Genomic DNA, 24,840 nt, shown 5'->3' on the forward strand with positions numbered 1-24,840 from the left:
CTATTGGGCGTGCGTCAACGGCAAGCGGCTGCCGATGTCCTGCAACGTGACGTTGGCCGGCAGGAGCGCACCGTAGAGCCTCTCGAAAACGGGGCGCAGCTCGGCGTAGACCGCCGCATCGGCGGCAATCGGCTCGGTCGTTTTGCGGGCGGGAACCATCTCGGCCGCCACGTCAATCGATTCGATGAGGCCGAGCGCCTCCATCCCCAACAGCGCGGCGCCGAACCCTGACCCTTCCGGTGTGTCCGGGCGTCCGATCGGGCTGTCGAAGGCACTCGCGAGCGTCTGCCGCCAGATGGGGTGCTTCATCACCCCGCCCGTTGCACGAATTTCATCGATCGGTAGATCGGCCTGACGCATCGACTGCAACACCAGCGTCAGCTGAAGAGCGACGCCCTCGACCGCCGCGCGCACCAGGTGCGCACGCTTGTGCTGGCGGGTGAGTCCGACGAACGCACCGCGCGCGACGCCGCCCCATCGGGGTGCGCGCTCCCCCAGCAGATACGGCAGCATCAGGAGGCCTCCCGCGCCGGCGGGAACGGTCATGGCTTCGTCGAGCAGCTGAGCCGTTGACAGGCCCGCGTCGCCGCCGGCGATTTCGCTGCGGACCCAGTCGAGTACGACGCCGCCATTGTTAATGGCCCCGCCGATCACCCAGCGATTCTCGGTGAGGGCGTAGCAAAACACGCCGCCGAGCGGATCAACGGCCGGGCGATCGACAACGACGCGTAGGGCACCGGACGTCCCTACCGAACACGCCGCAACGCCGGTTCGCACCGCGCCAACGCCGAGATTCGCCAACGGCCCATCGCCCGCGCCGGCGATCACGGCGGTGTCGGGGGCGAGGCCCGTGGCAGCGATCGCAGCGGAGGTCAAACTCCCCACCTGCGCCGTGGTCGAGACGAGCTCCGGGAGCTGATCCGCCGTGATCCCGGCGATCTGCAGCGCCTCGTCGTCCCACATCAGCTGGTGGATGTCGAGGAGGCCGGTGGCGGACGCGAGCGAGTGGTCCATCACGAGCCGGCCCGTCATCTGCAGAAGGACCCAGTCTTTGATGCCCGCCCACATTGCCGCGCGCGCCATCAACTCGGGCTCGTTCAGCCGGAACCAGGCGAGTTTGCTCAGCGGTGACATGGGGTGAACGGGCGTTCCCGTTCGCCGGTGCAGGGCAAGCCCGGATCCCGAGTCGCGCAGGCGACCGGCTTCTTCTGCCGCACGCGTGTCAGCCCACGTGATCACGGGAGTGAGCGGCCTACCATCCGCGGCGAGCGCCATGATGCTGTGCATGGCACTGGAGAAGGACAGACCAGCGATGCGGTCGGATCCGACCGCGGCGACGACCTCATTCACACCGCGATACACGGCATCGAGGATGTGCCGAGGGTCTTGTTCCGCGTGCCCCGGCGCGGGCTCATCCAACGGGTAACCGTTGGATGCCTGCGCCAGCGCCGAGCCGTCCGGCCGGTAGGCAACGACCTTAGTTGCGGTCGTTCCCATGTCGATGCCGATGACGACGTCGCGCGCCTGTCCCACTCAGATCACTCTCCCTGTTTCATGTCCACAACGACCTTGCCGGATACGCGCGAATCTCGTGCGACCTCGAACGCGTGCCGCGCGTCGGCGGCAGGAAGAATGTGTGTGACGACGCTCTCGATTTCTGGCTGAGCATCAAGAATCTGGACGGCCTCGTCAATTTCGTCGAGGAAACGGAAGGCGCCCAGCAGGGTGACTTCCTTTGAGATAAACGGGGCGAGGTTCACGGGGCGTGGCTCGTTCGGGACCATCCCCACCTGCACGACCGTTCCGCGTCGACGCACGGCAACTCCAGCGGCGCTGATCGCCACTGTCGCCCCCGAGCATTCGAGAACAACGTCGAATGACTCCGGTCGCAGCGCTTCCGCGGTGACCTGCACCGTGGCGTCGGCGCCGAGAGCCGTGGCGCGCTGCAGCGGTTCCGTCAAGACATCGCTCACCGTGACGTGGGCGGCACCGCGTGCCTTCGCCGCGACAAGGGCGAGCAAGCCGATCGGCCCGGCTCCCGAGACGAGAACCCGCGCACCGGCGAGGTCACCTGCACGCGTCGCCGCGTGCAGGGCGACGCCGAGCGGCTCCGCCAACACGGCTCGCGACACGGGGAGCGTCTCCGGAAGAACGCGGATCATCTCCTGCCGCACGATGAGCAGTTCGCTCATGGCGCCCTGGGTGTGGGGCCACGTGGAGGCGCTGCCGAGATACGAACCGTTCGGCCACAGGTGCGGCTGTCCCGCTGTTCCGTGCACCTCGGTGCCGAATCGTGCCGGGTGCACCGTCACGGGGGTTCCGGTCGCGAATCGTCCGGACGGGTCGTGATCAACCGTTCCCGATAGTTCGTGGCCGGGGATCAGCGGTTCCCGCACGACATACTCGCCGTTGGCCCCGTCAAAGAAGTAGTGCAGGTCTGAGCCGCAGATTCCCACGTGCGTAACGCGCACGCGCACCTCACCGTCCGACACCTCCGGAACCGGAACCTCGCGCACGGCGATCTCATCTTTCCCGTCGATCCAGACGGCCCGCATCGTCTCGCTCATGATGTTCTCCCTAGACGACGGCGGTCATGCCGCCGTCGACGAAAATGTTCTGTCCGGACACGAAACTCGACGCGTCTGAGGCAAGGAACAGCAAAGCTCCGCGCAGTTCGCTGAAGTCCCCCCAGCGGTGAGCGGGGGTGCGGTTGACCAACCAGTTGTTGAACTGCTCGTCCTCAACCAGCGCGCGATTCATCTCTGTTGCGAAATAACCGGGTGAGATCGCATTGACCTGCACGCCGTATCGAGCGAGGTCGGCGGCCATGCCCTGTGTGAGCAACGCGACGCCGCCCTTGGACGCCGAGTACGGGGCGATCGTCTGCCGCGCCAGCTTCGACTGCACCGAGGCGATGTTGACGACCTTGCCCGATCCCCGCTCCGCCATCGCCGGAGTGATGAAGCGAGACACGTAGAAGGCACTCGAGAGATTGCTCGCGATCACCGCATCCCAGTCGGAGACGGGGAACTCGGTAAAGGGCGCCCGACGCTGCAAGCCGGCGTTGTTCACCAGAATGTCCGGCACACCGTGCTCAGTGATGAGGCTGCTCATCGCCGCTTCGACGGCGGCCGCGTCCGTCAGATCACAGGCGATATGCGCGGGGCGCGTTCCCGTCTGGTCACCGATCGCGCTGGCGGTGTTATCGAGCGCTTCAGCGTCGCGGCCGTGCATAATCACACGGGCCCCTGCCTCGGCCAGCGCTGTTGCAAGAGCACGGCCGAGGCCCCGAGATGATCCGGTGACGAGAGCGAGGCGTCCGGAAACGTCGAACAGTTCGGAATTCATGGGTCCTCCCTCCAGCGGATCAGAAGATGAGGTAAATCACGAGAACGAGCGCGAACCCGACGACCGACTCGATCGACTGCTGCACGGTCCAGGTCTTCAGGGTGGTCTTCACGTCCATCCCCATGAGGCGTCCGACGAGCCAGAAGCCGGAGTCGTTGACGTGGCTGGCGAACACCGAACCGGCGGCAGCGGCGAGCGTGATGGCCGCAGCCTGCATCGCGCTGAAGTCTCCGCCGGTCACTGCCGGGGCAATGAGTCCGGCCGTTGTCACGAGAGCAACCGTTGCGGAGCCCTGCGCGAGGCGAAGGATCACCGCAATCACATAGGCCGCGACGATCACCGGCAGGCCCAGCTGAGCAAGCGATCCCGAGAGGGCGTCACCGATACCGGACGCGCGAAGCACCCCACCGAACATTCCACCGGCGCCGGTGATCAGGATGACCGAGGCGACGGGGCCGAACGTGCCATCGACCAGCTTCTCCAGCGCGGAGCCCTTTTCGCCGCGGAACTTACCGAGAACGAGAAGCGCCACGAGAACGGTGATGAGCAGGGCGATCGGCGATGCTCCGATGAGCATGAGCACCTGCACCCATAGCTCGTCGGCGTCCGTGACACCCATCGTGTTGAGAGTGTTCAGGCCGGTGTTGAGGAAGATCAGCACAAGCGGCAACAGCAGGATCATCATGACCGTCGACGTCTTCGGCGGGTTCTTCGGCTGGTCGTCGTCGGTCGCGCCGAACAGTGCAGGAACGATCATCGGGTAGCGCGAGTTCACGAACTTCGCCCAGAGGTATCCGGAGACGTACCACGTGGGGAACGCGATGACGAGGCCGAGAAGCAGAACGAGGCCGATGTTGGCCTCAAAGAAATCGGCTGCGGCGACGGGGCCGGGGTGCGGCGGCACGAAGACGTGCATCACCGAGAACGCCACGGCGCCGGAGAATCCGAACAGCAACAGGTTCTTGCCACCGATGCGACGCGCGACGGCGAAGATGATCGGCAGCATGACGATCAAACCGGCGTCGAAGAAGATCGGGAAACCGAGTGCGAGGGAGGTCAGACCGAGCGCGAACGGGGCGCGCTTCTCACCGAAGATCCGCACCATGGAATCGGCAACGGCCTTCGCACCACCGGATGACTCGATCAGTCGTCCGAGCACGGCGCCGAGTCCGATCAGCAGGGCGACGGACCCGAGGGTGCCGCCAAAACCGTCCGTCAGCGTGGAGACCACCCGCCCGGCGGGAATACCCGTTGCGACGGCCGTCAGCAGCGAAACGAGCACCAGCACGAGGAACGCGTGCAGGCGCAGCTGGATGACAAGAAAAAGGATAAGGAGGACGGCGCCAGCCGCGATGCCCAACAGGGGTCCAGCCCCGAGCGTCTGCTCCCACTCAGCAGTCATGGTGATTCTCCATCGAATTCTTCCGGACGTATCGTCTGCCACCATCGGTGGTGACAGACGCCAAAGGTACTACTTATAGACACTGTAAGGTAGCACTAGTGGCGAAGCAAGGAGGCATCGATGTCACGCAGCATCCACGATGGCGTCGTTGATGATCTCGGCGAGCGCATTGCGTCCGGCGCCCTTCCCCCCGGAAGCATCCTGACCCTCGCACGCATCGAAGACGAGTGCGCAGCCTCCCGCACCGTGGCACGCGAAGCCATCCGAGTCCTCGAGAGCATCGGCATGGTGATGTCCCGGCGCCGCGTTGGCATTACCGTTCGTCCACGCGAAGAATGGGACGCCTTCTCCCCTCAGCTCATCGAGTGGAACCTGCGCGGCCCGTTCCGGCAACAGCAGCTTGAGGCCCTCATGGAGTTGCGCGTGGCGGTGGAACCGATGGCGGCGCGCCTCACCGCACAGCGCGCCTCCCCCGGCCAGCGCGCAGAACTTCGTCGCCTCGCACAGGCCCTCCATGAACTAGGGGCCAAGGGACACGGGGCATCCGATGAGTTTCTCGAGGTGGACGTCGCGTTCCATCTGCTCCTGCTGCGCGCTTCCGGCAATCCGCAGCTCGCGGCCCTGACGCGGCCGGTCGAAGAGGTCCTCCGCGGCCGGTCACGACTCGGTCTGACGCCGTCTGTTCCCGCTCCCGGAACGCTGGAAGAGCACGCTGCCGTCGCTGACGCCGTCACCTCGGGCGACTCCGCCCTCGCCGAACACCACTCCCGTACCCACATGCACACTGTGTGGGACGAGATCCAGAACGACGGATCACTGTCGGTCTGATTTAAAGGAACCAGCCCGGAAGCCAGAGATGAGCGCGGTAGAGCCCCTGCGGTTCGAGCATTCCCGTGCCGAACGGGAGGTAGAAAACAGCGACGGCGATGAGCAGCCCAACGAACACGCCGGATGTGATCAGCCACGCGCGTTGCTCCTGAGCGGCGCGCTCTCGCTCGGCAAGGACTTCGGCGCGCGTTGGTTCATTGAGCAGAACGAGCTCCCGCGGCGCCACCATCCTCTGAAGCTGGAAAACGACGGCGAGAATCACGAACGGCAACAGCGTGATCGCATAGAACGAGAACATTGTGCGCTCGGGGAACAGCAGCCACGGCGCGAAGGTTCCGGCAACGCCCACAAGGACCCAGCCATCGGCGGCAACCAGCGGTGTACGGAGAATGAGCGCCCGCACGAACCGCACCAGGATCCAGAGGATCGACAGCATGCCTGCCCACCACAGAATGGGGTTGGGCAGCGCCGCCATCAGACCAACACAGTCGTCTCCGAGCGCACAGGTCTCCGCCGTTTGGCGGTACATCAGCGTCGGGTTGAGCATCAGGATCCACTCCCACGCGGGACTGGCGTAGGTGTGGGGCGTTGTGACCCCCTCGTGGAAGGCAAGAACGCCGCGGTGATAGTTCCAGAGCGCGACGATCGGATTCGCGCTCGACGACCGGTCGTAGCCGCCCGTTGTCATCAGCCACCCTGTCCATGTGACGAGGTAACTCAGAAGCGCTGTCGGAACAAGGAGCACGAAGGACGCCGGCGCCTGCCGCCCGATCGCGGCCTCCAGCCAGCGCTCGACGCCGGCGCGCTTGCGGTCGAACATGTCGGCAAGCACGACGGCGATGCCGAGGGCGGCGAGCGCGTACAACCCGGACCACTTCACGCCTGTTGCCAGCCCCAGGGTGATGCCCGCCGCTAGGAGCCACGGCCGTCGCCACAGCGTCGGACCGGCGATGCGGTTGTCCGCGACACCGGCGCGAATCGCCGCGACCGTTCCCGGACGATCGAGCAGGGCGAACCACAGGGCAAGGAGAACGAGAAACGCGAGCGGGGTGTCGAGAAGCGCGACGCGGCTCATCGCGATGGCCAACGGATCGAGAGCGAGAAGCACTGCCGCCGCGCCCGCGAACCAGACCGAGCGTGTGATGCGCCGTGCGAACGCATACAGCAGCGGCACCATCGCGGTTCCAACAACGGCCGTTGCGAACCGCCACCCGAAGGCCGATTCGGCTCCGAAGATCATCATGCCGAGGGCAATGATCCACTTCCCGAACGGCGGATGCGCGACGAATGCCCCCTCATCCGAGTATCCATCGACCTGTCCGGCCGTGAAGGCCGGGTTGGGGTCGTCGGGCCACGACCCTTCATAGCCGAGATTGAGCAGCGTCCACGCGTCCTTCACGTAGTACGTTTCGTCGAAGATCAGCTCCTGCGGACCGCCGACACCGGCAATGCGCACGGCCGCCGCCACGGCCGTTACCGACAGCGGAACGGCCCAGCGCGCGATGCGCTCGGCTCCCTTCAGCGTGGATCGCTCCCTCACCCCGTCAGCTTAGGGTGAAGAAATGATCATCCTCGGCGGCACCCCGATCGGAAACCTCGGCGACGCCTCGACGCGTCTGATCGAGATGCTCGGCCAGGCGACAACAATCGCCGCGGAAGACACCCGCACCACCCAGAAGCTACTCAAGGCACTCGGCATCGACAACCGGCCCCGCCTGATCCCCCTGCACGATCACAACGAGAAGCAAAAGGCCGCCGAGATTGTGGAGTTGGCGCGAGATCAGGATGTTCTCGTCCTCAGCGACGCGGGCATGCCCACCGTAAGCGATCCCGGCTACGGGCTGGTGCACGCTGCGACCGCGGCCGGTGTGCAGGTGACGGCGATCCCCGGCCCGAGCGCCGTCTTGACCGCCCTGGCCGTGTCGGGTTTACCCACCGATCGCTTCACGTTCGAGGGATTCGTCGCGAGGAAACAGGGCGACAGAAAGCGGATGTTCTCCGCGGTGGCTCAGGACCCGAGAACGCTCGTGTTCTTCGAGGCGCCAACGCGCGTCGCACAGACTCTCACCGATATGGCGGACGTCTTCGGAACGGACCGTTTGGCTGCCGTTGCCCGTGAGCTCACCAAGATGCATGAGGAGGTCGCGCGCGGAACCCTGGCCGAGCTGGCCGACTGGGCGTCTGCGGGTGTGCGCGGAGAGCTCGTCATCGTGGTCGCCGGCGCCCAGCGTCGTGATGTTCCCCTCGATGAGGGCGTCGCGCAGGTGCGCGTCCTGGTCGAACAGGGAACGCGCCTGAAGGAAGCCACCCGTGAGGTTGCTCAGCAAACGGGCCTGAGCGCCCGTGATCTGTACCAAGCTACGCTCGGGACGTAGCGACGACATAGGGCCGCGAGAAATACGCCGAGAGCAGGGAACGCCGTCATGGAACTGATCACCAGCATGTGGGGCTTCTTGGCCCTCGCGGTTCTCGTCGGTGTCGGTGTCGGCCTGGCGGTGGAACGCGGAACGCGCCGCACGAGAGTTAGCGCGATCATCGTCGGCATTGGTTTCTTTTTTCTGGCGACGGTGGTTCGTTCGGACACCATCTGGCCCGCCACATTGTTCGGCGGGGCGTGCGGATTGACCACGCTACTGTCGGCCGTGAACCGCTACGCCGAGAGTCCGCACCTCGCGGGTGAGCCTTATTGGCGCAAGGTCGTGATCATGGCCATGCATTCGCGAGAGGTGAAGGCGTCCGCCCGCCGCGCCGAGTGATCGGGGTGTCGTTGTCGTCTCGGTCCCCACACATGATTCGCGTCTCCGGCGGAGGTACTGATGACGAGTAATGATGTGACAGGTTCACAAAGAGCCTTGGTGAAGGCGATCAGATTCATCTTCTTCCCCCTCGCGGCGGCGACGGGGATCACGTTTGTCGTCTTTGGCCACGTCATCCCCGGAATGGCAATCATCGCTGCCACGGCTCTTTTGGCCGTTTTCGCGGGAGTCTTCATTCCGCGAAACGCGGAACCGACGTCCGCTCTGGACGCGAGACGACAAAAGAACACGAGAATCGGCCTGGTCATTGGGGCCTCCCTCACTGTCGTGGGAATTGCCCTCACCGCGCTCGCACCGGGCTTTTTCTCCTACGTTTCGCTCATGTCAGGTATCTCGATGACCGGAGGGTACGTTCTCGCGTTCGTCGTCTTCGCACGGGATACCGCGTCATAGCAGAAACGCTGAAGCGGGGCCGCCCGGAGGCGGCCCCGCTTCAGCGTTGTGAGATCAGTTGACCTCGAGGGGGTGGGCAGAAACACGCCCCGACCCGTCGCCCGGATCGATCGCGTTGATGGCGTCAATCTCGGCTGCGGTGAGCGAGAAGTCAAACACGTCGAGGTTCTCGGCCATACGCTCCTTGCGCACCGACTTGGGGAACACGATGAAACCACGCTCGAGGTGCCAGCGGATGACGACCTGAGCCGGCGTTTTCCCGTGCGTCTCCGCAGCAGCGGCAACGGCAGGGTTCTCGAACAGCGGGTACTTCCCCTGACCGAGCGGCCCCCACGACTCGATCTTGGTGCCGCTCGTGGCAGCCCAGTCCAGAACGTCCTGCTGCTGATGCGCGGGGTGAAGCTCGATCTGGTTGATCGACGGGACGACTCCCGTGTCTTCCACGATGCGATCGAGGTGCGCCGGCAGATGGTTGGAGACGCCGATGGACTTTGCCAGGCCGGCGTCGCGAATCTCGATCAGCTTCTGCCAGGCGTTCGAATAGGTGTCGCGCTCGGGCGTCGGCCAGTGCGTGAGGTACAGATCAACGCTGTCGAGGCCGAGCTTGTCGAGGCTCTCGCGCATCGCATCGTGCGGCTGCTCGCCGGACTGGCGATCGTTCCAGAGCTTCGTGGTGATAAACAGCTCGGAGCGGTCGATACCGCTCTTCGCGATCGCGGCGCCAACGCCCTCCTCGTTCTTGTAGATCGCGGCGGTGTCGATGTGGCGATAGCCAATCTCAAGCGCCTCGCTGACGGCTTTCTCCGCCTCTGCCGGGGGCACCAAGAAGACGCCGAAGCCGAGTTGAGGGATGTCGTAACCGGAGTTGAGCTTGACGGTAGGAACAGTCATGCGCTCAGGCTACTCCCGCTCAGACCGTGCTCGGTTCGGGACGAGGCATTCAGCAGGCGCAGACACCGCTCCGCGCAGCGTCGCGCCGCACCCGCCCGCGCAGGAATAGACTGAAACGCTATGTCTTCCGCCGAACCCGTCATCTCGTATCCGCCCGAGCTGCCCGTCAGCGAGGCGCGCGACGAGATCATGGGCGCGATCCGCGATCACCAGGTGGTTATTGTCGCCGGCGCGACCGGTTCCGGAAAGACAACGCAGCTGCCGAAAATGGCGCTGGAGCTGGGGCGTAAGTCGATCGCCCACACCCAGCCGCGACGCATCGCGGCCCGCACGATCGCGGAACGCGTTGCCGAAGAACTCGGCAGTGAACTCGGCGGCCTCGTCGGCTACAAAGTGCGCTTCACGGATCAGGTATCCGCCGAAACGCGCGTTGCGCTGATGACAGACGGCATTCTGCTGAACGAGATCCACCGCGATCGACTGCTGAAGAAGTACGACACGATCATCGTGGACGAGGCGCACGAACGCTCGCTCAACGTCGACTTTCTCCTCGGATACCTGAAACAGCTACTCCCCCAGCGCCCCGACCTGAAGGTCATCATCACCTCGGCGACGATCGACCCGCAGTCGTTTGCCGCGCACTTCGCCGAACCAAATGGTGAACCCGCCCCGATCATTGAGGTCTCCGGGCGCACCTACCCCGTCAATATTCGGTACCGGCCCATGGTGTCGTCGGCGGCCACTTCCGCATCACCGCCGCCTGAGGATGCGGAGGACGCCGATCCCGTTGACGAGCGTCCGTATGACGCCGACGACGAGGTACAGGCCATCGTGCACGCCCTGCGCGAGCTCGATCGGGAAGCCCCCGGAGACGTTCTGGTCTTCCTGCCGGGCGAGGCAGAGATCCGAGACGCCATGGACGCCGTGCAGGGGGCGTTCCGCAGCCAGACCGCCCGCGTCGAGGTGCTTCCGCTCTACGGCAGGCTCAGCGCCGCCGAGCAGCATCGCGTTTTCGAACGATCACGCGTGACGGGCCTGAAAAGACGCGTGATTCTCGCGACAAACGTCGCCGAAACATCGCTGACCGTTCCGGGAATTCGGTATGTGATCGACACGGGAACCGCGCGCATCTCCCGCTATTCGCACCGGGCGAAGGTTCAGCGCCTCCCCATCGAGGCCGTTTCGCAGGCTTCCGCGCGGCAGCGCTCCGGTCGCGCCGGCCGTACGAGCCCCGGCATCGCGATTCGCCTCTACGCGCACGATGATTTCCAAAAGCGTCCTGAGTTCACCGACCCCGAGATTCTTCGCACCTCGCTGGCGTCCGTCATCCTGCAGATGCTCTCGCTCGGCTTCGGTGATATCCAGACATTCCCCTTCCTGCTCCCACCCGACTCACGCGGAGTGAAGGCCGCCTTCGATCTGCTCGTGGAACTCGGCGCCGTCTCTCTCGGACGAGGCGGCGGCAGTCCGCGCCTGACCCGCACGGGACGCGATATCGCGCGCCTGCCAATCGACCCCCGCTTCGCGCGCATGCTCATCGAGGCGAACAAAGACGGTGTGACGGAGGATGTTCTCGCGATTGTCGCCGGACTATCCATTCAGGATGTGCGTGAACGGCCGGAGGAAGAGCGTGAGAAGGCGCAGCAGGCACACGCGCGTTTCGTCGATCCCGCAAGCGACTTCCTGACGCTCCTGAACCTCTGGAACCACCTGCGCGACCGCCAGCGGGAACTCGGATCGAGCGCGTTCCGCCGCGAAGTGCGGGCGGACTATCTGAACTACGTGCGCGTGCGTGAGTGGTTCGATGTGCACCGCCAGTTGCGTCCCCTCACCCGCGAGCTCGGCGGCCGCGACCGAAAAGGGTCCCCCTCCGACGGTCCGCGCGCGCGTTCCGCCGCTCCCCCGACGGGACACCCCCAGGGTGATGCCATCCACCGCGCCATCCTGGCCGGGTTGCTCTCGCAAATCGGCGTGCTCGACGAGCGAGAGACCGCAAAGAACGCCTCAGCGCGCGGGGCCCGCTTCGCCGAGTACCGCGGCGCGCGCGGCGTGAAGTTCGCGATCTTCCCCGGGTCCGGCCTCAAGAAGCAGCGTCCGAAGGCGGTCATGTCCGCAGAACTGGTCGAGACATCGCGACTCTTCGCCCGCACTGTCGCGGCGATCGACCCCGCCTGGGCGGAAGACCTCGCCGGCGATTTGGTGAAACGCCAGATCTCAGAGCCCCACTGGTCGAAGGACGCCGGAGCCGCGGTTGCGCACGAGAAGGTGACGCTGTACGGCGTCGACATCGTGCCGCGGCGCCGTATTCAGTTCGCGCGCATCGACCGCCCTGCCGCGCGCGAGATGTTCGTTCGACACGCGCTCGTCGAAGGCGAATGGGACCCGGCGCAACTCGCGAAGCCGGTCACGCAGTTCCTTCGCCAGAATCACGAGCTCCGCCGCCGCCTCGAAAAACTCGAAGAGCGCGAGCGCCGGCGCGACATCCTCGCCGGCGACGAGGCAGTTTTCGCGTTCTACAACGCGCGCATTCCTGCGGAGGTCTTCGACGTTCGCAGCTTCGAATCCTGGTGGCGGCAGGCGCTACAGAAGACGCCGAAGCTCCTGACGATGCGCGAGAGCGATCTGATCGAGGGCGATGCTTCCAGCGACGCCGGCGACTTCCCCACGCGTTGGACGCAGGGTGATCAGACCCTGCAGCTGACATACCGTTTCGAGCCCGGCGCAGACGACGACGGTGTCACCGTCGTCGTTCCCCTCGCCCTTCTCGCCTCGCTGGAAAACACCGGCTTCGACTGGCAGGTGCCGGGAATGCGCGATGAGCTCATCACCGCAATGCTCCGTGCCCTGCCGAAAGTGATCCGTCGCCACGTGGTTCCCGCCGCCGACTGGGCGGAGAAGCTCTCGTCCGAACTCGTCGGCTCCGGCCCCGAGGACTCGGACGGACGCCCCGCGTCCTCGCTGGCCGATGCCGTTGCCCGCCTGGTCCAGCGCCAGGCGAATCAGCTGGTCTCCGCCGCAGACATCGACTGGGACCGCGTTCCCGGTCATCTGCGGATGTCGTTCCGTGCCGTCGATGGGCGCGGCCGCACGGCGGGAACGTCGCGCGATCTTCCCGAGTTGCAGGCCCGGCTTGCCTCGCGCGCTCGCGAACAGGTGGCCCGACAGCTCTCGCAGCCGCCGAAAGGGCAACACGCGCCCTCTCCCGGCACGATGTCCGCCGGACACGCCGCTCCGGCGAACATCGAACAGTCGGAGCTCACGGATTGGTCGTTCGGCAACCTTCCGGAAGCGATTGACCAGCGCGTTGCTGGCGGCGTCGTGCGCGGCTATCCCGCCATCATCGACGAGAAGGTTTCTGTGTCGATTCGCGTTGAGGCAACAGCCGAACACGCTGCCATCGCCACGCGCGCGGGGCTACGGCGCCTTCTCCTCCTGACGGTGGCGTCGCCCGTTTCCTATATTCAGGAGCACCTCACCGCGAAGGAAAAGCTGGCCCTCGCCGCGTCACCCTATTCCTCGCCGAAGGCGGTGATCGATGATTGTCGTGCGGCGGTCGCCGATCGTTTCATCGCGGCGGCGGGTCCCGTTCGCACCCGCGAGGCTTTCGAGGCGCTGCGTGCGCAGGTGACGGCGGCATCCGTGGACGATGTCTTCGCCCTCGTCTCGCTCGTGTCGAAGATCCTCACCTCTGCCCGCGAGGTAGAGCGGGCGCTCAAGGGACAAAACGCCATGACGCTACTCGGCGCGCTCGGAGACGTTCGCGGCCAGCTGCAGAACCTCATCCACCCCGGGTTCGTTCTGGAAACCGGAGCCGAGCGTCTGCGCCACGTTCCCCGCTACCTGGAGGCCGCGCGGATCCGTCTCGAAAACCTCGGAGACGCACCGGGACGCGATCGCGCCTGGATGACAGAGTTCGAGCGCGCGGAGAAGGCCTTCCGGGAGGCGGGCGGCGACATTCCGCTGCCGATCACCGCCCCAGAAAACCTCGTGCGCGCCCGATGGATGCTCGAAGAGTTCCGGGTGAGCTTGTTCGCCCAGCGTCTCGGAACGGCCGAAACGGTGTCGGTTCAGCGCATCGTGAAGGCGCTCGGCAGCTAGGGCACCGTCAGCCCCGGAGCGCTCCAAACCCGAGCAGATACAGCGGCACGTAGATCATTCCGATGAGCACGGCGTGGGTGAGCACGAAACCGCCGGCTTCGATGGCCTTTCCGCGCTGCCGAAGATGCATGACGAGCTTCCTGAGCATCGAGAGCGGATGGCGTACATCCCAGCTGTTGAAGCGGAGATACCGCCCGAGGTACACGCCGATCGCCCCGAGGACGATGATGGTTGCCGCAAACGACCAGCTCGACAGCGGAATTCCCTCACTCGTATTCGGGTCCGTAATCACCAGAAAAGCCGTCTGGACAACAGCGAGGCTCACAACGGCGTTCGCGATTCCGGACAGCGTCACGGTGAGCGTCTGAATGATGTCGTACCAGAGCGGAACAGGATCTTCCTCACGACGATGGCTGAAGTTCAGCTCGGTGATGAGGTAGATCGCGTTCGGGAACAACAGCAGCCAGGCCGCAGTTCCCACGACGAGGTAGGCCCAGATCGCGGCGGAAGCGACGTTCGGGCGAATCTCCGTCATCGAGAGCAGCGTCGGTATTCCCAGCAACCCGGCGATAGCGACGAGGGAGACGAGAACGGGAACGAAGGAGAGACCGATGTTGAGCAACATGGGCCGGTACAGCCGCACCCGGTACACGAGCGACCGCAGGATGATGAGGAGTGCCGCGTAGGCGTTCAGAAGGACAACCGCGAGACAAGCGATGAGCACGGCCACAGCCTGATCTTACGGCGCGGAGAGCTCGGAACGCCTCCTCGCTTTCGCCCCGGAACACCGGAGCAGGTATCTTGATATCAAGAGATCACGCGGCAGGAACGCTCTGCTGTGCGATCCTGTCTGTGAAGCCACAATCACGAGCTCTGGAGCGCAGGTCACGCATGTCCAAGATCATTTACACGCACACCGACGAGGCGCCCCTCCTGGCGACGTACTCACTGCTTCCCCTCATCGAGGCCTATGCGGGTAAGGCGGGCGTTGAGTTCGAAACCCGCGACATCTCTCTCGCCGGTCGCATCCTGGCGCAGTTCCCTGAGCGCCTCCGCGCGGAGCAGCGCATCGGCGATGCCCTCAGCGAGCTGGGCGAGCTGGCCAACGACCCGTCGGCCAACATCATCAAGCTGCCCAACATCTCGGCATCGGTTCCGCAGCTCAAGGCGGCCATCGCCGAGCTGCAGCAGCAGGGCTACGACGTTCCGAACCTGCCGGAAGACCCGCAGACCGAGGATGAGAAGGACATCGCCGCCCGCTACGACAAGGTCAAGGGATCGGCGGTCAACCCCGTCCTGCGCCAGGGCAACAGCGACCGCCGCGCACCCGGCGCCGTGAAGGCATATGCCAAGGCGCACCCGCACCGGATGGGCGACTGGTCCGCCGATTCGAAGACGCGCGTGGCAACGATGGGCGCGAACGATTTCCGCTCGAACGAGAAGTCGTTCATCTCCCCCGCCGCCGACGTGCTGCGCATCGAACTGGTTGACGCCGACGGCGACGTCACGGTGTTGAAGGAAAAGCTGCCCGTGCTCGAGGGCGAGGTCATCGACGCGACCTTCATGAGTGCCAAGGCACTCGACGCCTTTCTGGCCGAGACCGTTCAGCAGGCCAAGGACGAGGGCATCCTCTTCTCGGCGCACCTCAAGGCAACGATGATGAAGGTCTCCGACCCGATCATCTTCGGCCACGTTGTCAAGACGTTCTTCGCTCCCGTCTTCGCGCAGTTCGGCGAGGATCTCGCCGCAGCCGGCCTGTCGGCAAACGACGGTCTCGGCGCCATCTACGCCGGTCTCGGCGCGCTGGACAACGGCGCAGAGATCGCGGCGGCGTTCGAAAAGGCCATCGCTGACGGCCCCAGCCTCGCCATGGTTAACAGCGACAAGGGCATCACCGGCCTTCACGTGCCGAGCGACATCATCATCGATGCGTCAATGCCTGCGATGATCCGCGGCGGCGGCCACATGTGGGGCCCCGACGGCGAAGAAGCGGACGCGCTCGCGGTGATCCCCGACTCGTCTTATGCGGGTGTCTACCAGGCGGCAATCGACGACTGCCGTCTGAACGGAAAGCTTGACCCTGCCACGATGGGAACCGTTCCTAACGTCGGCCTCATGGCGCAGAAGGCCGAGGAGTACGGCTCCCACGACAAGACCTTCGAGATCCCGGTTTCCGGCACCGTCCGTGTTGTGAACTCGGCGGGTGAGGTCGTTCTCGAGCACGCGGTGGAATCCGGCGACATCTGGCGCGCATGCCAGACGAAGGATGCCCCGATTCGCGACTGGGTGAAGCTCGCCGTGACCCGGGCTCGCCTCTCGAACACGCCCGCGATCTTCTGGCTGGACGAGACGCGCGCGCACGATGCGAACCTCATCGCGAAGGTGCGGCAGTACCTGCCCGAGCACGACACCGACGGGCTCGACATCCGCATCATGGCCCCCGCAGAGGCCACGACGCTCTCGTTTGAGCGCATTCGCCGCGGCGAGGACACCATCTCGGTAACCGGCAACGTCCTGCGTGACTACAACACCGACCTGTTCCCCATTCTCGAGGTGGGAACGTCGGCCAAGATGCTCTCCGTGGTTCCGCTCATGGCGGGTGGCGGCCTCTTCGAGACCGGCGCCGGTGGCTCCGCGCCGAAGCACGTCCAGCAGCTCGTCGAAGAGGACTACCTCCGCTGGGACTCGCTGGGTGAGTTCTTCGCGCTGGCCGCCTCGTTCGAGCACCTCGCGCAGACAACGGGCAACGCCAAGGCCAAGGTTCTCGCCGACACACTCGATGCCGCAACAGCGGCGTTCCTCGAGAACGACCGTTCACCCGGCCGCAAGCTCGGCACGATCGACAACCGCGGTTCCCATTTCTACCTGGGCCTGTACTGGGCGCAGGAGCTCGCGAAGCAGACGGACGATGCCGAACTCTCGGCAGCGTTCACCCCGCTGGCCGAGAAGCTGTCTGCGGAAGAAGAGACAATTGTTGGCGAGCTCATCGCCGTGCAGGGTCGCCCGGTCGACATCGGCGGCTACTACCGCCCCGACGATGCCAAGGCTTCGGCCGTGATGCGTCCGTCAGCGACGCTGAACGCCGCTCTGGCCTCGCTGTAATTTCTCTGATCCTGATAGTGCCTGTCTCCCCGCGTGGGGAGACAGGCACTTGTCGCGTGTGCCGAGCGAGTCAGATCAACCGCGTCGCTCCAGCCTCTATCATCGATGTATGACCAGCAGTGACGCGGATGACGATATTTCGGGGGCCGCTGCACTCTTCCGTAGCCTTGGCGATCCGTCGCGGCTCGCGATACTCCACCACCTGCGGCTCGGCGAGCATCGTGTGGTCGAGCTGACGGAACATCTCGGGCTCGCCCAGAGCACCGTGTCGACACATCTCGCGAGCCTCCGGAGTCAGGGCCTCGTGACGTCCCGCGCCGAGGGACGCGCCTCGCTGTTCTCCCTCGCGCGCACAGAGGCGCTTGCCGATCTTCTGGCCGCTGCAGAGCATCTCCGTCAGGGGTGAATCACACCGCCCTCCTCGTCACGTCGGTGTGCAGCGGTCTCAAGCTGGAACGTGGTGTGCATGATGTCGAAGTGATCCGCCATGCACACTCCAATACTCTCGAGTGTCTCGGGAGCGTGGCCGTCGTGGAAGCACTCGTCGTCGAGAACGATGTGCGCAGAGAGTGTCTTCATCCCCGTCGAGACGGTTGATGCATGCAGATCGTGCACGTCGAGAACGTGCGGCATCGCCCCGATATGAGTGCGGACCTCCTCGAGATCAAGTCCGCGCGGAGTGAACTCCATGAGAACGCGCACCGCGTCACGGAACAGGAGGCCTGCGCGCGGCAGAATCAGCGCACCGATCACCAGCGCAGCGATCGTGTCCGCGCGCGCGAAACCGGTCGTCATCATGAGGATCGCCGACAGCGCGACGGCAACGGTTCCCAGCCCGTCCATGACGACTTCGAGGAACGCGGCGCGCATGTTGAGGTTCGCGCCGCGCCGGCCCACCAGCACGAGCGCGGCGACGACATTGAGAGTGAGCGACGCGAGAGCGAAGACGAGAAGCGCGGACGCGTCGACAACGTGCGGGTTTCTCCACCGATCGATCCCTTCAACAACAGCGTAGGCAGCCGCGCCGATGAGGAATACGGCTTGCGCGAGCGCGGCCAGGATCTCGATCCGCCGGAACCCCCATGTTCGTGTGGTTGTCGGCGGGCGCATCATGAGGCGCGCCGCGATGAACGCGACCACGAGACCGGCCGAGTCGGTAATCGAGTGGACGGCGTCGACAAGGATCGCAAGGCTACCGGTAACGATCGCACCGATCAGCTGCGCGATGACGATCGTCGAGACAAGTCCGATCGCAATGGCCAGCCGTTTGCTCAGCGCGGGCGACGCCGCCATATCCTCGCTCGATGGCCCATGATCGTGCTGTGCTCCCATGAGCACCCCCATTCATCGTTAGATATCGATGATATCGCTATTCATGGCGAAATTACATCTCCGCGAACGATAAGCTCAGCCCATGGCACTTCGATGGGGAATCCTTGCAACCGGTGGCATTGCACACGCCTTCGCCAGCGACCTGCGCACAGCGGGTCTCGACATTGCGGCCGTCGGGTCCCGCAGTCGCGGAGGTGCCGAGGCATTCGCCGCCGAGTTCGGCATTCCCCGCGCGCACGACTCATACGAGTCGCTCGCGGCCGATCCTGATGTCGACATCGTCTATGTCGCAACACCCCACCCGATGCACGCAGAGAACGCAGCACTCGCGCTGCGCGCGGGCAAACATGCCCTCGTTGAGAAGGCATTCACCCTCAACCACTCACAGGCGCAGGACCTTCGCGATCTCGCCGCGGAAAACGGTGTTCTCGTCATGGAGGCGATGTGGACCCGGTATCTGCCCCACATGCGACGCATCCACGAGATTCTCGAAGCCGGAACTCTGGGTGAGATCCGCGCGATTTCTGCTGACCACACGCAGGCACTTCCGATCAATCCTGCGCACCGCCTGAATGATCTGTCGCTCGGTGGGGGTGCACTTCTTGATCTCGGCGTCTACCCCATCTCGTTCGCCTGGGACATTCTGGGCGAGCCGGCAGCAGTCCATGCGGTCGGCCGCCTGCTCGATACCGGGGCTGATGCCGAAGTGGCCACGGTGATGACGCACGCATCGGGAGCCGTGTCGACGACGCTCTCGTCATCGCGCGGCGCCGGTGCGAACGCCGCCCAAATTCTCGGCACCGACGCACGCATCGACATCGATCGCGTCTGGTACGCGTCGACGTCCTTCACCGTCACGGCTGGCGACGGCACGGTGCTCGAGCGGTTCACCCCCACGCACGAAGGGCGAGGAATGCAATATCAGGCGCTGGAGGCTGAGCGTCTCGTCGCCGCTGGCCGCACAGACGGCGACATCCTCCCGATCGACGAAACCGTCGCGATCATGGGAACACTCGACGAGATTCGCCGCCAAGTGGGCGTTGTCTACCCCGGGGAATAACTCGGCCGGGGCACAAGAACGCGCCTCTGCCGCGACCCGGGTTATCGGGGCGCGGCAGAGGCGCGTCGAGGTTAGCTGGCGGTAGCCGCATTGACCTCGTCGATGAAGCGTTGTGCCGCTTCTTCTGGCGAAAGGCTACCGAACAGAACCTCCGTGTTTACTCGGATCATAATGTCCTGCACCTCGCCAGAACCGTTGGGCGGAACCGGCGTGGAGTCGACAATCTCGCTTTCAATCTCCGTCATGAAATCGGCCATGCGCTGATCCGCCGACTCCAACGAGCCGAGGATCGACTCACGCACGTCGAGGTTCGCGGGAAGACCACGATCGGTCAGCATGATCGCCGCCGCGTCTTCGTCGTTCAGGAGAAAGTCGACGAACGCCGCCGCCTCATCCTGATGCGCGCTGCGCTCGGAGATCGAGTAGTACATCGCGGGCTTGAAGTACATTCCGGCCCGGTCGAATTCACTCTCTCCTGGCATCCGCAGCAGCTCGAGATCATGTCCGGAGGCCGAGCTCAACGCGCCCAGCTGGTTTGACCACCACACCCCATCGCGCCCGAGCCGGTTCCCAGGAGCGAACCCTCCGGGCCGGCGTTCTGGATCTCGACGGTTCGCGATCCGTCGGGAGCTCCTCCGTTGTCCTGCAGGTTATGACCGAGTTGGAAGAACTCAGCAATGGTTTCGGCGGAGGCACCGATGGTTCCGTCTTCGTTGTAGAGCGATTCGCCCTTTTGACGTGCCAACACGTTCAGGCCGGCCTCGTTGAAGCCGATGTCCTGAACGCCCCACGATCCCGCGCCGAGCCCTTCGGAAAGGTGACCCGCGATGTCAACGAAGTCGGCCCATGTCCAGGAGCTGTCGTCCGGCCAGTCGACACCAGCTTCTTCGAAAAGCACGGGGTCGGCGACGATCGTGTACGCGTTGACACCGGTCGGGATCCCATACTGAGCGCCGTCGATCTGACCGGTTCCGAGAACGGCCTCGGGGATCTCCGAGGTGTCGATGCTCAGCTGCGACATGTCGGTGATGACACCCCGGGTGGCGTAGTCCGAGATGAAGCGTTCCTCGTGAGTGATCACATCGGGCGCGTCGTTTCCTGCAACCGATGTGGCGAGCTTGTCCCAATACCCGCCCCAATCGGTGTAGTCGGGAATCACCGTGATGCCGGGGTTCTTCTCCTCGAACAGATCGATCAGCTGCTGAGTGGCCTCATGGCGGGCGTCCGAGCCCCACCACGAAAAGCGGATTTCGACGTCGCCATTACCGGCGTCGCCACCTCCTCCGCCATCGTTTCCGCCCGGTACTCCGCTATCTCCGCCGCATCCGGCCAGAATGAGAGCGCTGGCCGCGGTGAATGTGAGCGCTGCTGCCGCTCGCCCGTGTGTTGTGGATCGCATGTCTTGTCTCCTTGGTGCGTGGAGGGGTGATGTGTGGTGAACGTCGCTGTTCTCTGCACCGACCGCGCCATCGCGGTCGGTCACTTGATCCCGGTCGTCGCGATTCCCTTCACGAGGTACTTCTGCCCGAAGAGGAAGACAAAGAACACGGGGATGAGCGACACGATCGACATGGCGAACAGCGGTCCCCATGAGCTGCTGCTCGTCGCGTCCACGAAGGTACGAAGCGCAATCGGAACGGTGTACATATCGGGCCGGGTCAAGAAGATCAACTGGCTGAAGAAGTCATTCCAGGTCCAGATGAAGGTAAAGATCGTCGTCGTGGCGAGGGCCGGAATCGCGAGGGGAAGCATGATCTGCAAGAAGATCCGGGCGTGCCCGCATCCGTCGAGGCGCGCAGCCTCCTCCAGCTCCTTCGGAATCCCGCGGAAGAACTGCACCATGAGGATGACGAAGAACGCGTCGGTGGCAAGGAGCTTCGGAACGATCAGCGGCAGGAAGGTGTTGATCCACTCCAGCGACGAGAAAAGGATGTACTGCGGGACGATGATCACGTGGATGGGCAGCATGATCGACATCAGCATGATGGCGAACCACACGGTTCGGCCCCGGAACTTCAGCCGCGCGAACGCGTATGCCGCCATGGAGCACGACACGAGATTTCCGAGAACCGATCCGAGCACGACGATTGCGGAGTTGATCAAGTAATGGCTAAAGGGATGGAGAAGCGCGTTCCACCCTTCGGAGTAGTTCGAGAAATCGAACTCGCTGGGGATCAGGCCCGGCTCGCGAAAGATCAACTCTGTCGGCTTGAAGGAGCTCGCGAGCATCCACAGCAGCGGATACAGCATGACGAACCCGAACAGAATGAGTCCCACGTGCTTGAGAGCGCGCCGCCAGCCGCCGAACGCACGTCGACGCATTCGCCGTGACGCCCGGGGGCTGAGGAGCATCGACTCCGTCTCGGTGGGAACGACGTCGGTTTTCAGAGAGCGAACGGAGAGATCAGTCATCGTAGAACACCCAGTACTTCGAGGCGAGGAAGTTGACGGCCGTCATCCCCGCGATGATGAGCAGGAGGAACCAAGCGAGCGCCGACGCGTATCCCATGTCGTACGCCGTGAAACCGCGCTGGTAGAGGTAGAGCGTGTAGAACAACGTCGAGTCGACCGGGCCGCCCGTTCCGTTTGAGACGATGTACGCCTGTGTGAAGGTCTGGAAGGCGCCGATCAGCTGCAGCGGAACCGAGGTGAAAACATAGATGAACGTGACCTCGAGCGCCGTGAAGAAGCGCGGGTCGGTGAACATCCGAACGTAGTTGTCGAGCCCGACCCATTCGGGGGGCGCGAGCAGGCTGTAGTCCGTAAAGGACAAGAACAGCGGGGCGAACAGGGGGAACGCCGTGATGAACGCGAGTCCCACGAACCACGGTGCGAGAAAAACCGCCGCGGCCTTTCCATCGCCCTTGCGTCGTTCCGCCGGCGCTTTCCGTGTTTTCGCGAACTCGTGCACCACCGCCATGGGGAGCCTCCTTGTGGCGTCTTCGCCACCGCGGATCGACAATGATCCGGTCCTACGATGTGTCGATTCCTCGGACAAGAAACCGGTTGCTGTGACAGCACAGCTATCACATGGAGAACCGGTTTCCAATGGCCGCCTCCTGACGCATCGCCGACAATGCCACCAGCAGGAATCGCCGCATTCAGCAGCCCGGCGTAGGGTCGAGCAGGTGATGAACGCCACCGACGGCCGCGTAGCCGTCTACCTCGACTTCGACAACATCGTCATGAGCTGGTACGACCGCGTTCACGGGCGCAACTCCTACCACCGCGACCGGGCCCGAATCGCAGAAGATCCGACCGAACCGGAGATCGCCGAGCGGCTGGCGGCGGCAACTGTTGACGTCGGAGCGATCCTCGATTTCTCCGCCAGCTACGGCACGCTCGTCCTGACGCGCGCCTACGCCGATTGGTCTTCTCCCGTCAACGCCATCTATCGCCGCCAGCTGGTGGGGCGCGCCGTCGATCTCGTGCAGCTGTTCCCGGCAGCGGCGTATGCAAAAAACGGCGCCGACATTCGTCTCGCCGTCGATGCCGTTGAGGACATGTTCCGCCTTCCCGATCTGACTCACGTCGCGATCGTCGCCGGAGACAGCGACTATGTCCCGCTCGCACAGCGGTGCCGCCGCCTGGGACGGCTCGTCGTCGGCGTGGGCGTGGCAGGATCCACCGCAAAATCCCTCGCGGCGGCGTGTGATGAGTTTGAACCGTATGACACCCTCCCCGGCGTGCCCGCCCTGGAGCAGAAGCGGCGCGACGAGCCCAAGCGGGCCGCACGAGCGAAAAAAGCCCCCGAGCCTGAGCAAGAGTCGGAAGCACCTCCCGTTCTCGAGGAGGAACTCACGGGCCTGACGTTCGGCGAGACCCCGCCCGAAGATCTTCACGCCGTCGCATCGAGTCTGCTCGAACGTGCTCTGCGCGTCGGCCAGGACAAGGGTGACGATCAGGGATGGCTGTACGCTTCGGCCGTCAAACAGCACATCCGGCGCATGGACCCATCGTTTAGCGAGAAGGCGCTCGGCTATCGCTCCTTCAACGACTTCGTTCGTTCGCGCGAGAACATCGCCGACGTGGAGGAGGCCGGTCACGAACGCCTCGTTCGCCTGAAGCAGTAAGCTCTACGACGCGGCATCGGTGCCGATACGACGGCATCTACCAGTCGCATAAAGGCACCCGTCTCGGCGAGGGCGGACGCCAGAGGCGCATGCACGCCACGCGCGTCGAGCAGATTGTCAATCAGGTGCGTCGTCTCGTAAGTGTCCGAGTCAATAACCACCCCGCCACTGGCGATGAGCTGCACTTCGTCCGTCTTGTAAAACAACCGCAGCGTTCCGCGATCACCAACAACATCGACGTACGGATCCCGCGTGTGCGCAGCGGCAAGCGTGACGGCCGTCGTCAGTCGATGCCCGCCCGCGAGCATCATGATCACTGCCGAGGTGTCATCAGCCTCGATGTCGTTGGCGCGGAACATGTCCAGCTCGATTGCCGTGACGTCATCGCGCCTGGTCGCCCCCGAAAGCGCGAGAGCGGTCGTAGCAGCTCGCGGATCACGCTTTCACCTTCGTCGTTCCACGGACCACAAGCTCCGGAGAGAACACAACGGGCTCGCGATCCGGCGAATCCGTCATCTCAGCACGCAATACCTGCCAGACGCGCTCGCCGATTCCGCTGAGACGGGCTGTCATCGTCGTTAGCGACGGTGAGGAATAGCTCGCGAAGGGGATGTCGTCGAAACCTGCAACCGATAAGTCCTCGGGGACGGACACGCCTTCTTCTGCCAACCGTCCCAGCAATCCAAGAGCGACGACATCGTTGAACGCAATGGCCGCCGATACTCCAGTGTGTGAAAAAGCGGACCATGCTTCGTAGCCATCCTGAAACGAATGCCCACATGGCACATCGATGATGTCCACGTCCGGTTCATGTGCGCGCAGATCGTCGAGCCCTTTCTGGCGTTCCCAGTTTGATCTGCTGGATGTCGGTCCCGACAAGTAGGCGATCTTCTTATGCCCGAGGTTGATCAGATGGCGCGCGATCAGCGTGATGCCCTCGCGGTAGTCGATGAGAACCGAACCAGCGTTTTTTCCCGTTGTGCGGTTGAAGACAACGACAGGCGATATCCGCGGAATCAGCTCGAGCAGGTTCTCGCGCGTCATGCGGGGCGCGAAAAGCGCGACGGCGTCGGTGCGATCACGTAAGTCGATCGCCACCTCTGCCTCTCGATCGGCGTCTTCGAAAGCGTCGGCGACGAGCACCCGATAGCCGTCTCGCGCCGCAGCACGGTTGAACCCATTGAGAACCTGGTGGAACATCGGGTTCTCCAGGTCAGGAACGAGAACGCCGACCGTCTGGCTGACACCAAGCGACAGCGATCGGGCTGTTTGGCTCGGCGAGTATCCGAGCTCGACAACGACGTCTCGCACGCGCTTCGCGATCTCTTCATTGACCGTCGAAACGCCGTTCATGACACGCGACACCGTCGCTTTTGACACACCGGCCGCCGCGGCGATATCGGAGATCGTCGTCTCCCGCGTGAGGGTGCGCCGGGCGCGTTTTCCAGCCATCGTCGATCCTCTTCCACGCTGATGAGCTTCTTTGGTTCACGCTAC

General features: G+C 64.3%; 23 protein-coding genes. 9 read left to right on the top strand and 14 right to left on the bottom strand.

What is annotated here, in order from left to right; translation table 11 throughout:
- From G6N81_RS04020 to G6N81_RS04035, 4 genes are read right to left on the bottom strand one after another with little or no spacing between them, the layout of a single operon-like run.
- Window positions 1-1,533: a gluconokinase gene (locus G6N81_RS04020; RefSeq protein ID WP_241245060.1), complete on the bottom strand. Its 1,533-nt coding sequence runs from the start codon at window positions 1,531-1,533 to the stop codon at window positions 1-3.
- Window positions 1,534-1,538: 5 nt separating this feature from the next.
- Window positions 1,539-2,555: an L-idonate 5-dehydrogenase gene (locus tag G6N81_RS04025; RefSeq protein ID WP_165137750.1), complete on the bottom strand. Its 1,017-nt coding sequence runs from the start codon at window positions 2,553-2,555 to the stop codon at window positions 1,539-1,541.
- Window positions 2,556-2,577: 22 nt separating this feature from the next.
- On the bottom strand, window positions 2,578-3,348 hold the full coding sequence (locus G6N81_RS04030; protein WP_165133419.1) for an SDR family oxidoreductase: 771 nt from the start codon (window positions 3,346-3,348) through the stop codon (window positions 2,578-2,580).
- Between the two features lie 19 nt (window positions 3,349-3,367).
- Window positions 3,368-4,750 (bottom strand): GntP family permease, encoded by a 1,383-nt coding sequence (locus G6N81_RS04035; protein WP_165133422.1) that lies wholly within the window; start codon window positions 4,748-4,750, stop codon window positions 3,368-3,370.
- 120 nt (window positions 4,751-4,870) lie between these two features.
- Between G6N81_RS04035 and G6N81_RS04040 the strand changes: the two genes are divergently transcribed.
- A complete protein-coding gene (locus G6N81_RS04040) occupies window positions 4,871-5,578 on the top strand; it encodes a FadR/GntR family transcriptional regulator (RefSeq protein ID WP_165133425.1) in 708 nt (235 codons plus the stop codon).
- A 1-nt stretch (window position 5,579) separates the two neighbouring features.
- On the opposite strand, the gene G6N81_RS04045 is transcribed toward G6N81_RS04040, so the two are convergent.
- Entirely contained in the window at window positions 5,580-7,118 is a 1,539-nt protein-coding gene (locus G6N81_RS04045; protein ID WP_165133444.1) for a dolichyl-phosphate-mannose--protein mannosyltransferase, read from the bottom strand.
- Between the two features lie 22 nt (window positions 7,119-7,140).
- Here G6N81_RS04045 and rsmI point away from each other — a divergent pair, with 22 nt between their 5' ends.
- The 3 genes from rsmI (at window position 7,141) to G6N81_RS04060 (ending at window position 8,787) form a co-directional block, all read left to right on the top strand.
- Window positions 7,141-7,953, top strand: a complete 813-nt coding sequence (gene rsmI / locus G6N81_RS04050) for a 16S rRNA (cytidine(1402)-2'-O)-methyltransferase (RefSeq protein ID WP_165133447.1) — start codon at window positions 7,141-7,143, stop codon at window positions 7,951-7,953.
- A 48-nt stretch (window positions 7,954-8,001) separates the two neighbouring features.
- The gene (locus tag G6N81_RS04055; protein WP_165133450.1) at window positions 8,002-8,334 is read left to right on the top strand and encodes a hypothetical protein; all 333 of its coding nucleotides are present in this window, start codon (window positions 8,002-8,004) and stop codon (window positions 8,332-8,334) included.
- Between the two features lie 99 nt (window positions 8,335-8,433).
- The gene (locus G6N81_RS04060; RefSeq protein ID WP_165133453.1) at window positions 8,434-8,787 is read left to right on the top strand and encodes a hypothetical protein; all 354 of its coding nucleotides are present in this window, start codon (window positions 8,434-8,436) and stop codon (window positions 8,785-8,787) included.
- A 54-nt stretch (window positions 8,788-8,841) separates the two neighbouring features.
- Here G6N81_RS04060 and G6N81_RS04065 read toward each other — a convergent pair whose 3' ends face one another.
- Complete coding sequence (locus G6N81_RS04065) at window positions 8,842-9,678, bottom strand: aldo/keto reductase (RefSeq protein ID WP_165133456.1); 837 nt, start codon at window positions 9,676-9,678, stop codon at window positions 8,842-8,844.
- 120 nt (window positions 9,679-9,798) lie between these two features.
- Between G6N81_RS04065 and hrpA the strand changes: the two genes are divergently transcribed.
- On the top strand, window positions 9,799-13,776 hold the full coding sequence (gene hrpA, locus G6N81_RS04070) for an ATP-dependent RNA helicase HrpA (protein ID WP_165133459.1): 3,978 nt from the start codon (window positions 9,799-9,801) through the stop codon (window positions 13,774-13,776).
- 7 nt (window positions 13,777-13,783) lie between these two features.
- Here hrpA and G6N81_RS04075 read toward each other — a convergent pair whose 3' ends face one another.
- Window positions 13,784-14,506, bottom strand: a complete 723-nt coding sequence (locus G6N81_RS04075) for a DUF1361 domain-containing protein (protein WP_165133462.1) — start codon at window positions 14,504-14,506, stop codon at window positions 13,784-13,786.
- 161 nt (window positions 14,507-14,667) lie between these two features.
- On the opposite strand from G6N81_RS04075, the gene G6N81_RS04080 reads away from it, so the two are divergent.
- Together G6N81_RS04080 and G6N81_RS04085 are read left to right on the top strand one after the other, a co-directional pair.
- Window positions 14,668-16,878 carry an NADP-dependent isocitrate dehydrogenase gene (locus G6N81_RS04080; protein ID WP_165133465.1) on the top strand — a complete coding sequence of 737 codons (2,211 nt, stop codon included), beginning with the start codon at window positions 14,668-14,670 and terminating at the stop codon, window positions 16,876-16,878.
- Between the two features lie 109 nt (window positions 16,879-16,987).
- The gene (locus tag G6N81_RS04085) at window positions 16,988-17,284 is read left to right on the top strand and encodes a metalloregulator ArsR/SmtB family transcription factor (RefSeq protein WP_165133468.1); all 297 of its coding nucleotides are present in this window, start codon (window positions 16,988-16,990) and stop codon (window positions 17,282-17,284) included.
- On the opposite strand, the gene G6N81_RS04090 is transcribed toward G6N81_RS04085, so the two are convergent.
- The gene (locus tag G6N81_RS04090; RefSeq protein ID WP_241245061.1) at window positions 17,275-18,171 is read right to left on the bottom strand and encodes a cation diffusion facilitator family transporter; all 897 of its coding nucleotides are present in this window, start codon (window positions 18,169-18,171) and stop codon (window positions 17,275-17,277) included. The two genes, G6N81_RS04085 and G6N81_RS04090, sit on opposite strands and share 10 nt — an antisense overlap.
- A gap of 121 nt (window positions 18,172-18,292) precedes the next feature.
- Between G6N81_RS04090 and G6N81_RS04095 the strand changes: the two genes are divergently transcribed.
- Window positions 18,293-19,270: a Gfo/Idh/MocA family protein gene (locus G6N81_RS04095; RefSeq protein WP_165133474.1), complete on the top strand. Its 978-nt coding sequence runs from the start codon at window positions 18,293-18,295 to the stop codon at window positions 19,268-19,270.
- A 71-nt stretch (window positions 19,271-19,341) separates the two neighbouring features.
- Here G6N81_RS04095 and G6N81_RS12680 read toward each other — a convergent pair whose 3' ends face one another.
- The 4 genes from G6N81_RS12680 to G6N81_RS04110 form a co-directional block, all read right to left on the bottom strand.
- Window positions 19,342-19,791 carry a type 2 periplasmic-binding domain-containing protein gene (locus tag G6N81_RS12680; protein WP_241245062.1) on the bottom strand — a complete coding sequence of 150 codons (450 nt, stop codon included), beginning with the start codon at window positions 19,789-19,791 and terminating at the stop codon, window positions 19,342-19,344.
- The gene (locus G6N81_RS04100) at window positions 19,788-20,669 is read right to left on the bottom strand and encodes an ABC transporter substrate-binding protein (RefSeq protein ID WP_241245063.1); all 882 of its coding nucleotides are present in this window, start codon (window positions 20,667-20,669) and stop codon (window positions 19,788-19,790) included. Before G6N81_RS04100 ends, G6N81_RS12680 begins: the two co-directional genes overlap by 4 nt.
- 80 nt (window positions 20,670-20,749) lie before the next feature.
- The gene (locus tag G6N81_RS04105) at window positions 20,750-21,592 is read right to left on the bottom strand and encodes a carbohydrate ABC transporter permease (protein ID WP_241245110.1); all 843 of its coding nucleotides are present in this window, start codon (window positions 21,590-21,592) and stop codon (window positions 20,750-20,752) included.
- 82 nt (window positions 21,593-21,674) lie between these two features.
- The gene (locus tag G6N81_RS04110; RefSeq protein ID WP_165133477.1) at window positions 21,675-22,190 is read right to left on the bottom strand and encodes a carbohydrate ABC transporter permease; all 516 of its coding nucleotides are present in this window, start codon (window positions 22,188-22,190) and stop codon (window positions 21,675-21,677) included.
- A gap of 211 nt (window positions 22,191-22,401) precedes the next feature.
- Here G6N81_RS04110 and G6N81_RS04115 point away from each other — a divergent pair, with 211 nt between their 5' ends.
- Complete coding sequence (locus G6N81_RS04115) at window positions 22,402-23,343, top strand: NYN domain-containing protein (protein WP_165137756.1); 942 nt, start codon at window positions 22,402-22,404, stop codon at window positions 23,341-23,343.
- Here G6N81_RS04115 and G6N81_RS04120 read toward each other — a convergent pair.
- Window positions 23,313-23,702, bottom strand: a complete 390-nt coding sequence (locus G6N81_RS04120; protein WP_165133480.1) for a hypothetical protein — start codon at window positions 23,700-23,702, stop codon at window positions 23,313-23,315. The two genes, G6N81_RS04115 and G6N81_RS04120, sit on opposite strands and share 31 nt — an antisense overlap.
- 76 nt (window positions 23,703-23,778) lie before the next feature.
- Window positions 23,779-24,795, bottom strand: coding sequence for a LacI family DNA-binding transcriptional regulator (locus tag G6N81_RS04125; protein ID WP_165133483.1), 1,017 nt, complete (start codon window positions 24,793-24,795; stop codon window positions 23,779-23,781).
- Window positions 24,796-24,840: the final 45 nt, after the last annotated feature.

This window comes from Microbacterium amylolyticum, from assembly GCF_011046975.1.
Classification (GTDB): Bacteria; Actinomycetota; Actinomycetes; order Actinomycetales; family Microbacteriaceae; genus Microbacterium; species Microbacterium amylolyticum.

Bases quoted from the DNA above. Each gene is read 5' to 3' on its own strand.
- G6N81_RS04025 (WP_165137750.1), bottom strand. From the start codon at position 2,555: ATGCGGGCCGTCTGGATCGACGGGAAAGATGAGATCGCCGTGCGCGAG.
- G6N81_RS04030 (WP_165133419.1), bottom strand. From the start codon at position 3,348: ATGAATTCCGAACTGTTCGACGTTTCCGGACGCCTCGCTCTCGTCACC.
- G6N81_RS04035 (WP_165133422.1), bottom strand. From the start codon at position 4,750: ATGACTGCTGAGTGGGAGCAGACGCTCGGGGCTGGACCCCTGTTGGGC.
- G6N81_RS04040 (WP_165133425.1), top strand. From the start codon at position 4,871: ATGTCACGCAGCATCCACGATGGCGTCGTTGATGATCTCGGCGAGCGC.
- rsmI (WP_165133447.1), top strand. From the start codon at position 7,141: ATGATCATCCTCGGCGGCACCCCGATCGGAAACCTCGGCGACGCCTCG.
- G6N81_RS04055 (WP_165133450.1), top strand. From the start codon at position 8,002: ATGGAACTGATCACCAGCATGTGGGGCTTCTTGGCCCTCGCGGTTCTC.
- G6N81_RS04065 (WP_165133456.1), bottom strand. From the start codon at position 9,678: ATGACTGTTCCTACCGTCAAGCTCAACTCCGGTTACGACATCCCTCAA.
- hrpA (WP_165133459.1), top strand. From the start codon at position 9,799: ATGTCTTCCGCCGAACCCGTCATCTCGTATCCGCCCGAGCTGCCCGTC.
- G6N81_RS04080 (WP_165133465.1), top strand. From the start codon at position 14,668: ATGTCCAAGATCATTTACACGCACACCGACGAGGCGCCCCTCCTGGCG.
- G6N81_RS04085 (WP_165133468.1), top strand. From the start codon at position 16,988: ATGACCAGCAGTGACGCGGATGACGATATTTCGGGGGCCGCTGCACTC.
- G6N81_RS04090 (WP_241245061.1), bottom strand. From the start codon at position 18,171: ATGGCGGCGTCGCCCGCGCTGAGCAAACGGCTGGCCATTGCGATCGGA.
- G6N81_RS04095 (WP_165133474.1), top strand. From the start codon at position 18,293: ATGGCACTTCGATGGGGAATCCTTGCAACCGGTGGCATTGCACACGCC.
- G6N81_RS04100 (WP_241245063.1), bottom strand. From the start codon at position 20,669: ATGCGATCCACAACACACGGGCGAGCGGCAGCAGCGCTCACATTCACC.
- G6N81_RS04105 (WP_241245110.1), bottom strand. From the start codon at position 21,592: ATGCGTCGACGTGCGTTCGGCGGCTGGCGGCGCGCTCTCAAGCACGTG.
- G6N81_RS04110 (WP_165133477.1), bottom strand. From the start codon at position 22,190: ATGGCGGTGGTGCACGAGTTCGCGAAAACACGGAAAGCGCCGGCGGAA.
- G6N81_RS04115 (WP_165137756.1), top strand. From the start codon at position 22,402: ATGAACGCCACCGACGGCCGCGTAGCCGTCTACCTCGACTTCGACAAC.
- G6N81_RS04120 (WP_165133480.1), bottom strand. From the start codon at position 23,702: ATGTTCCGCGCCAACGACATCGAGGCTGATGACACCTCGGCAGTGATC.
- G6N81_RS04125 (WP_165133483.1), bottom strand. From the start codon at position 24,795: ATGGCTGGAAAACGCGCCCGGCGCACCCTCACGCGGGAGACGACGATC.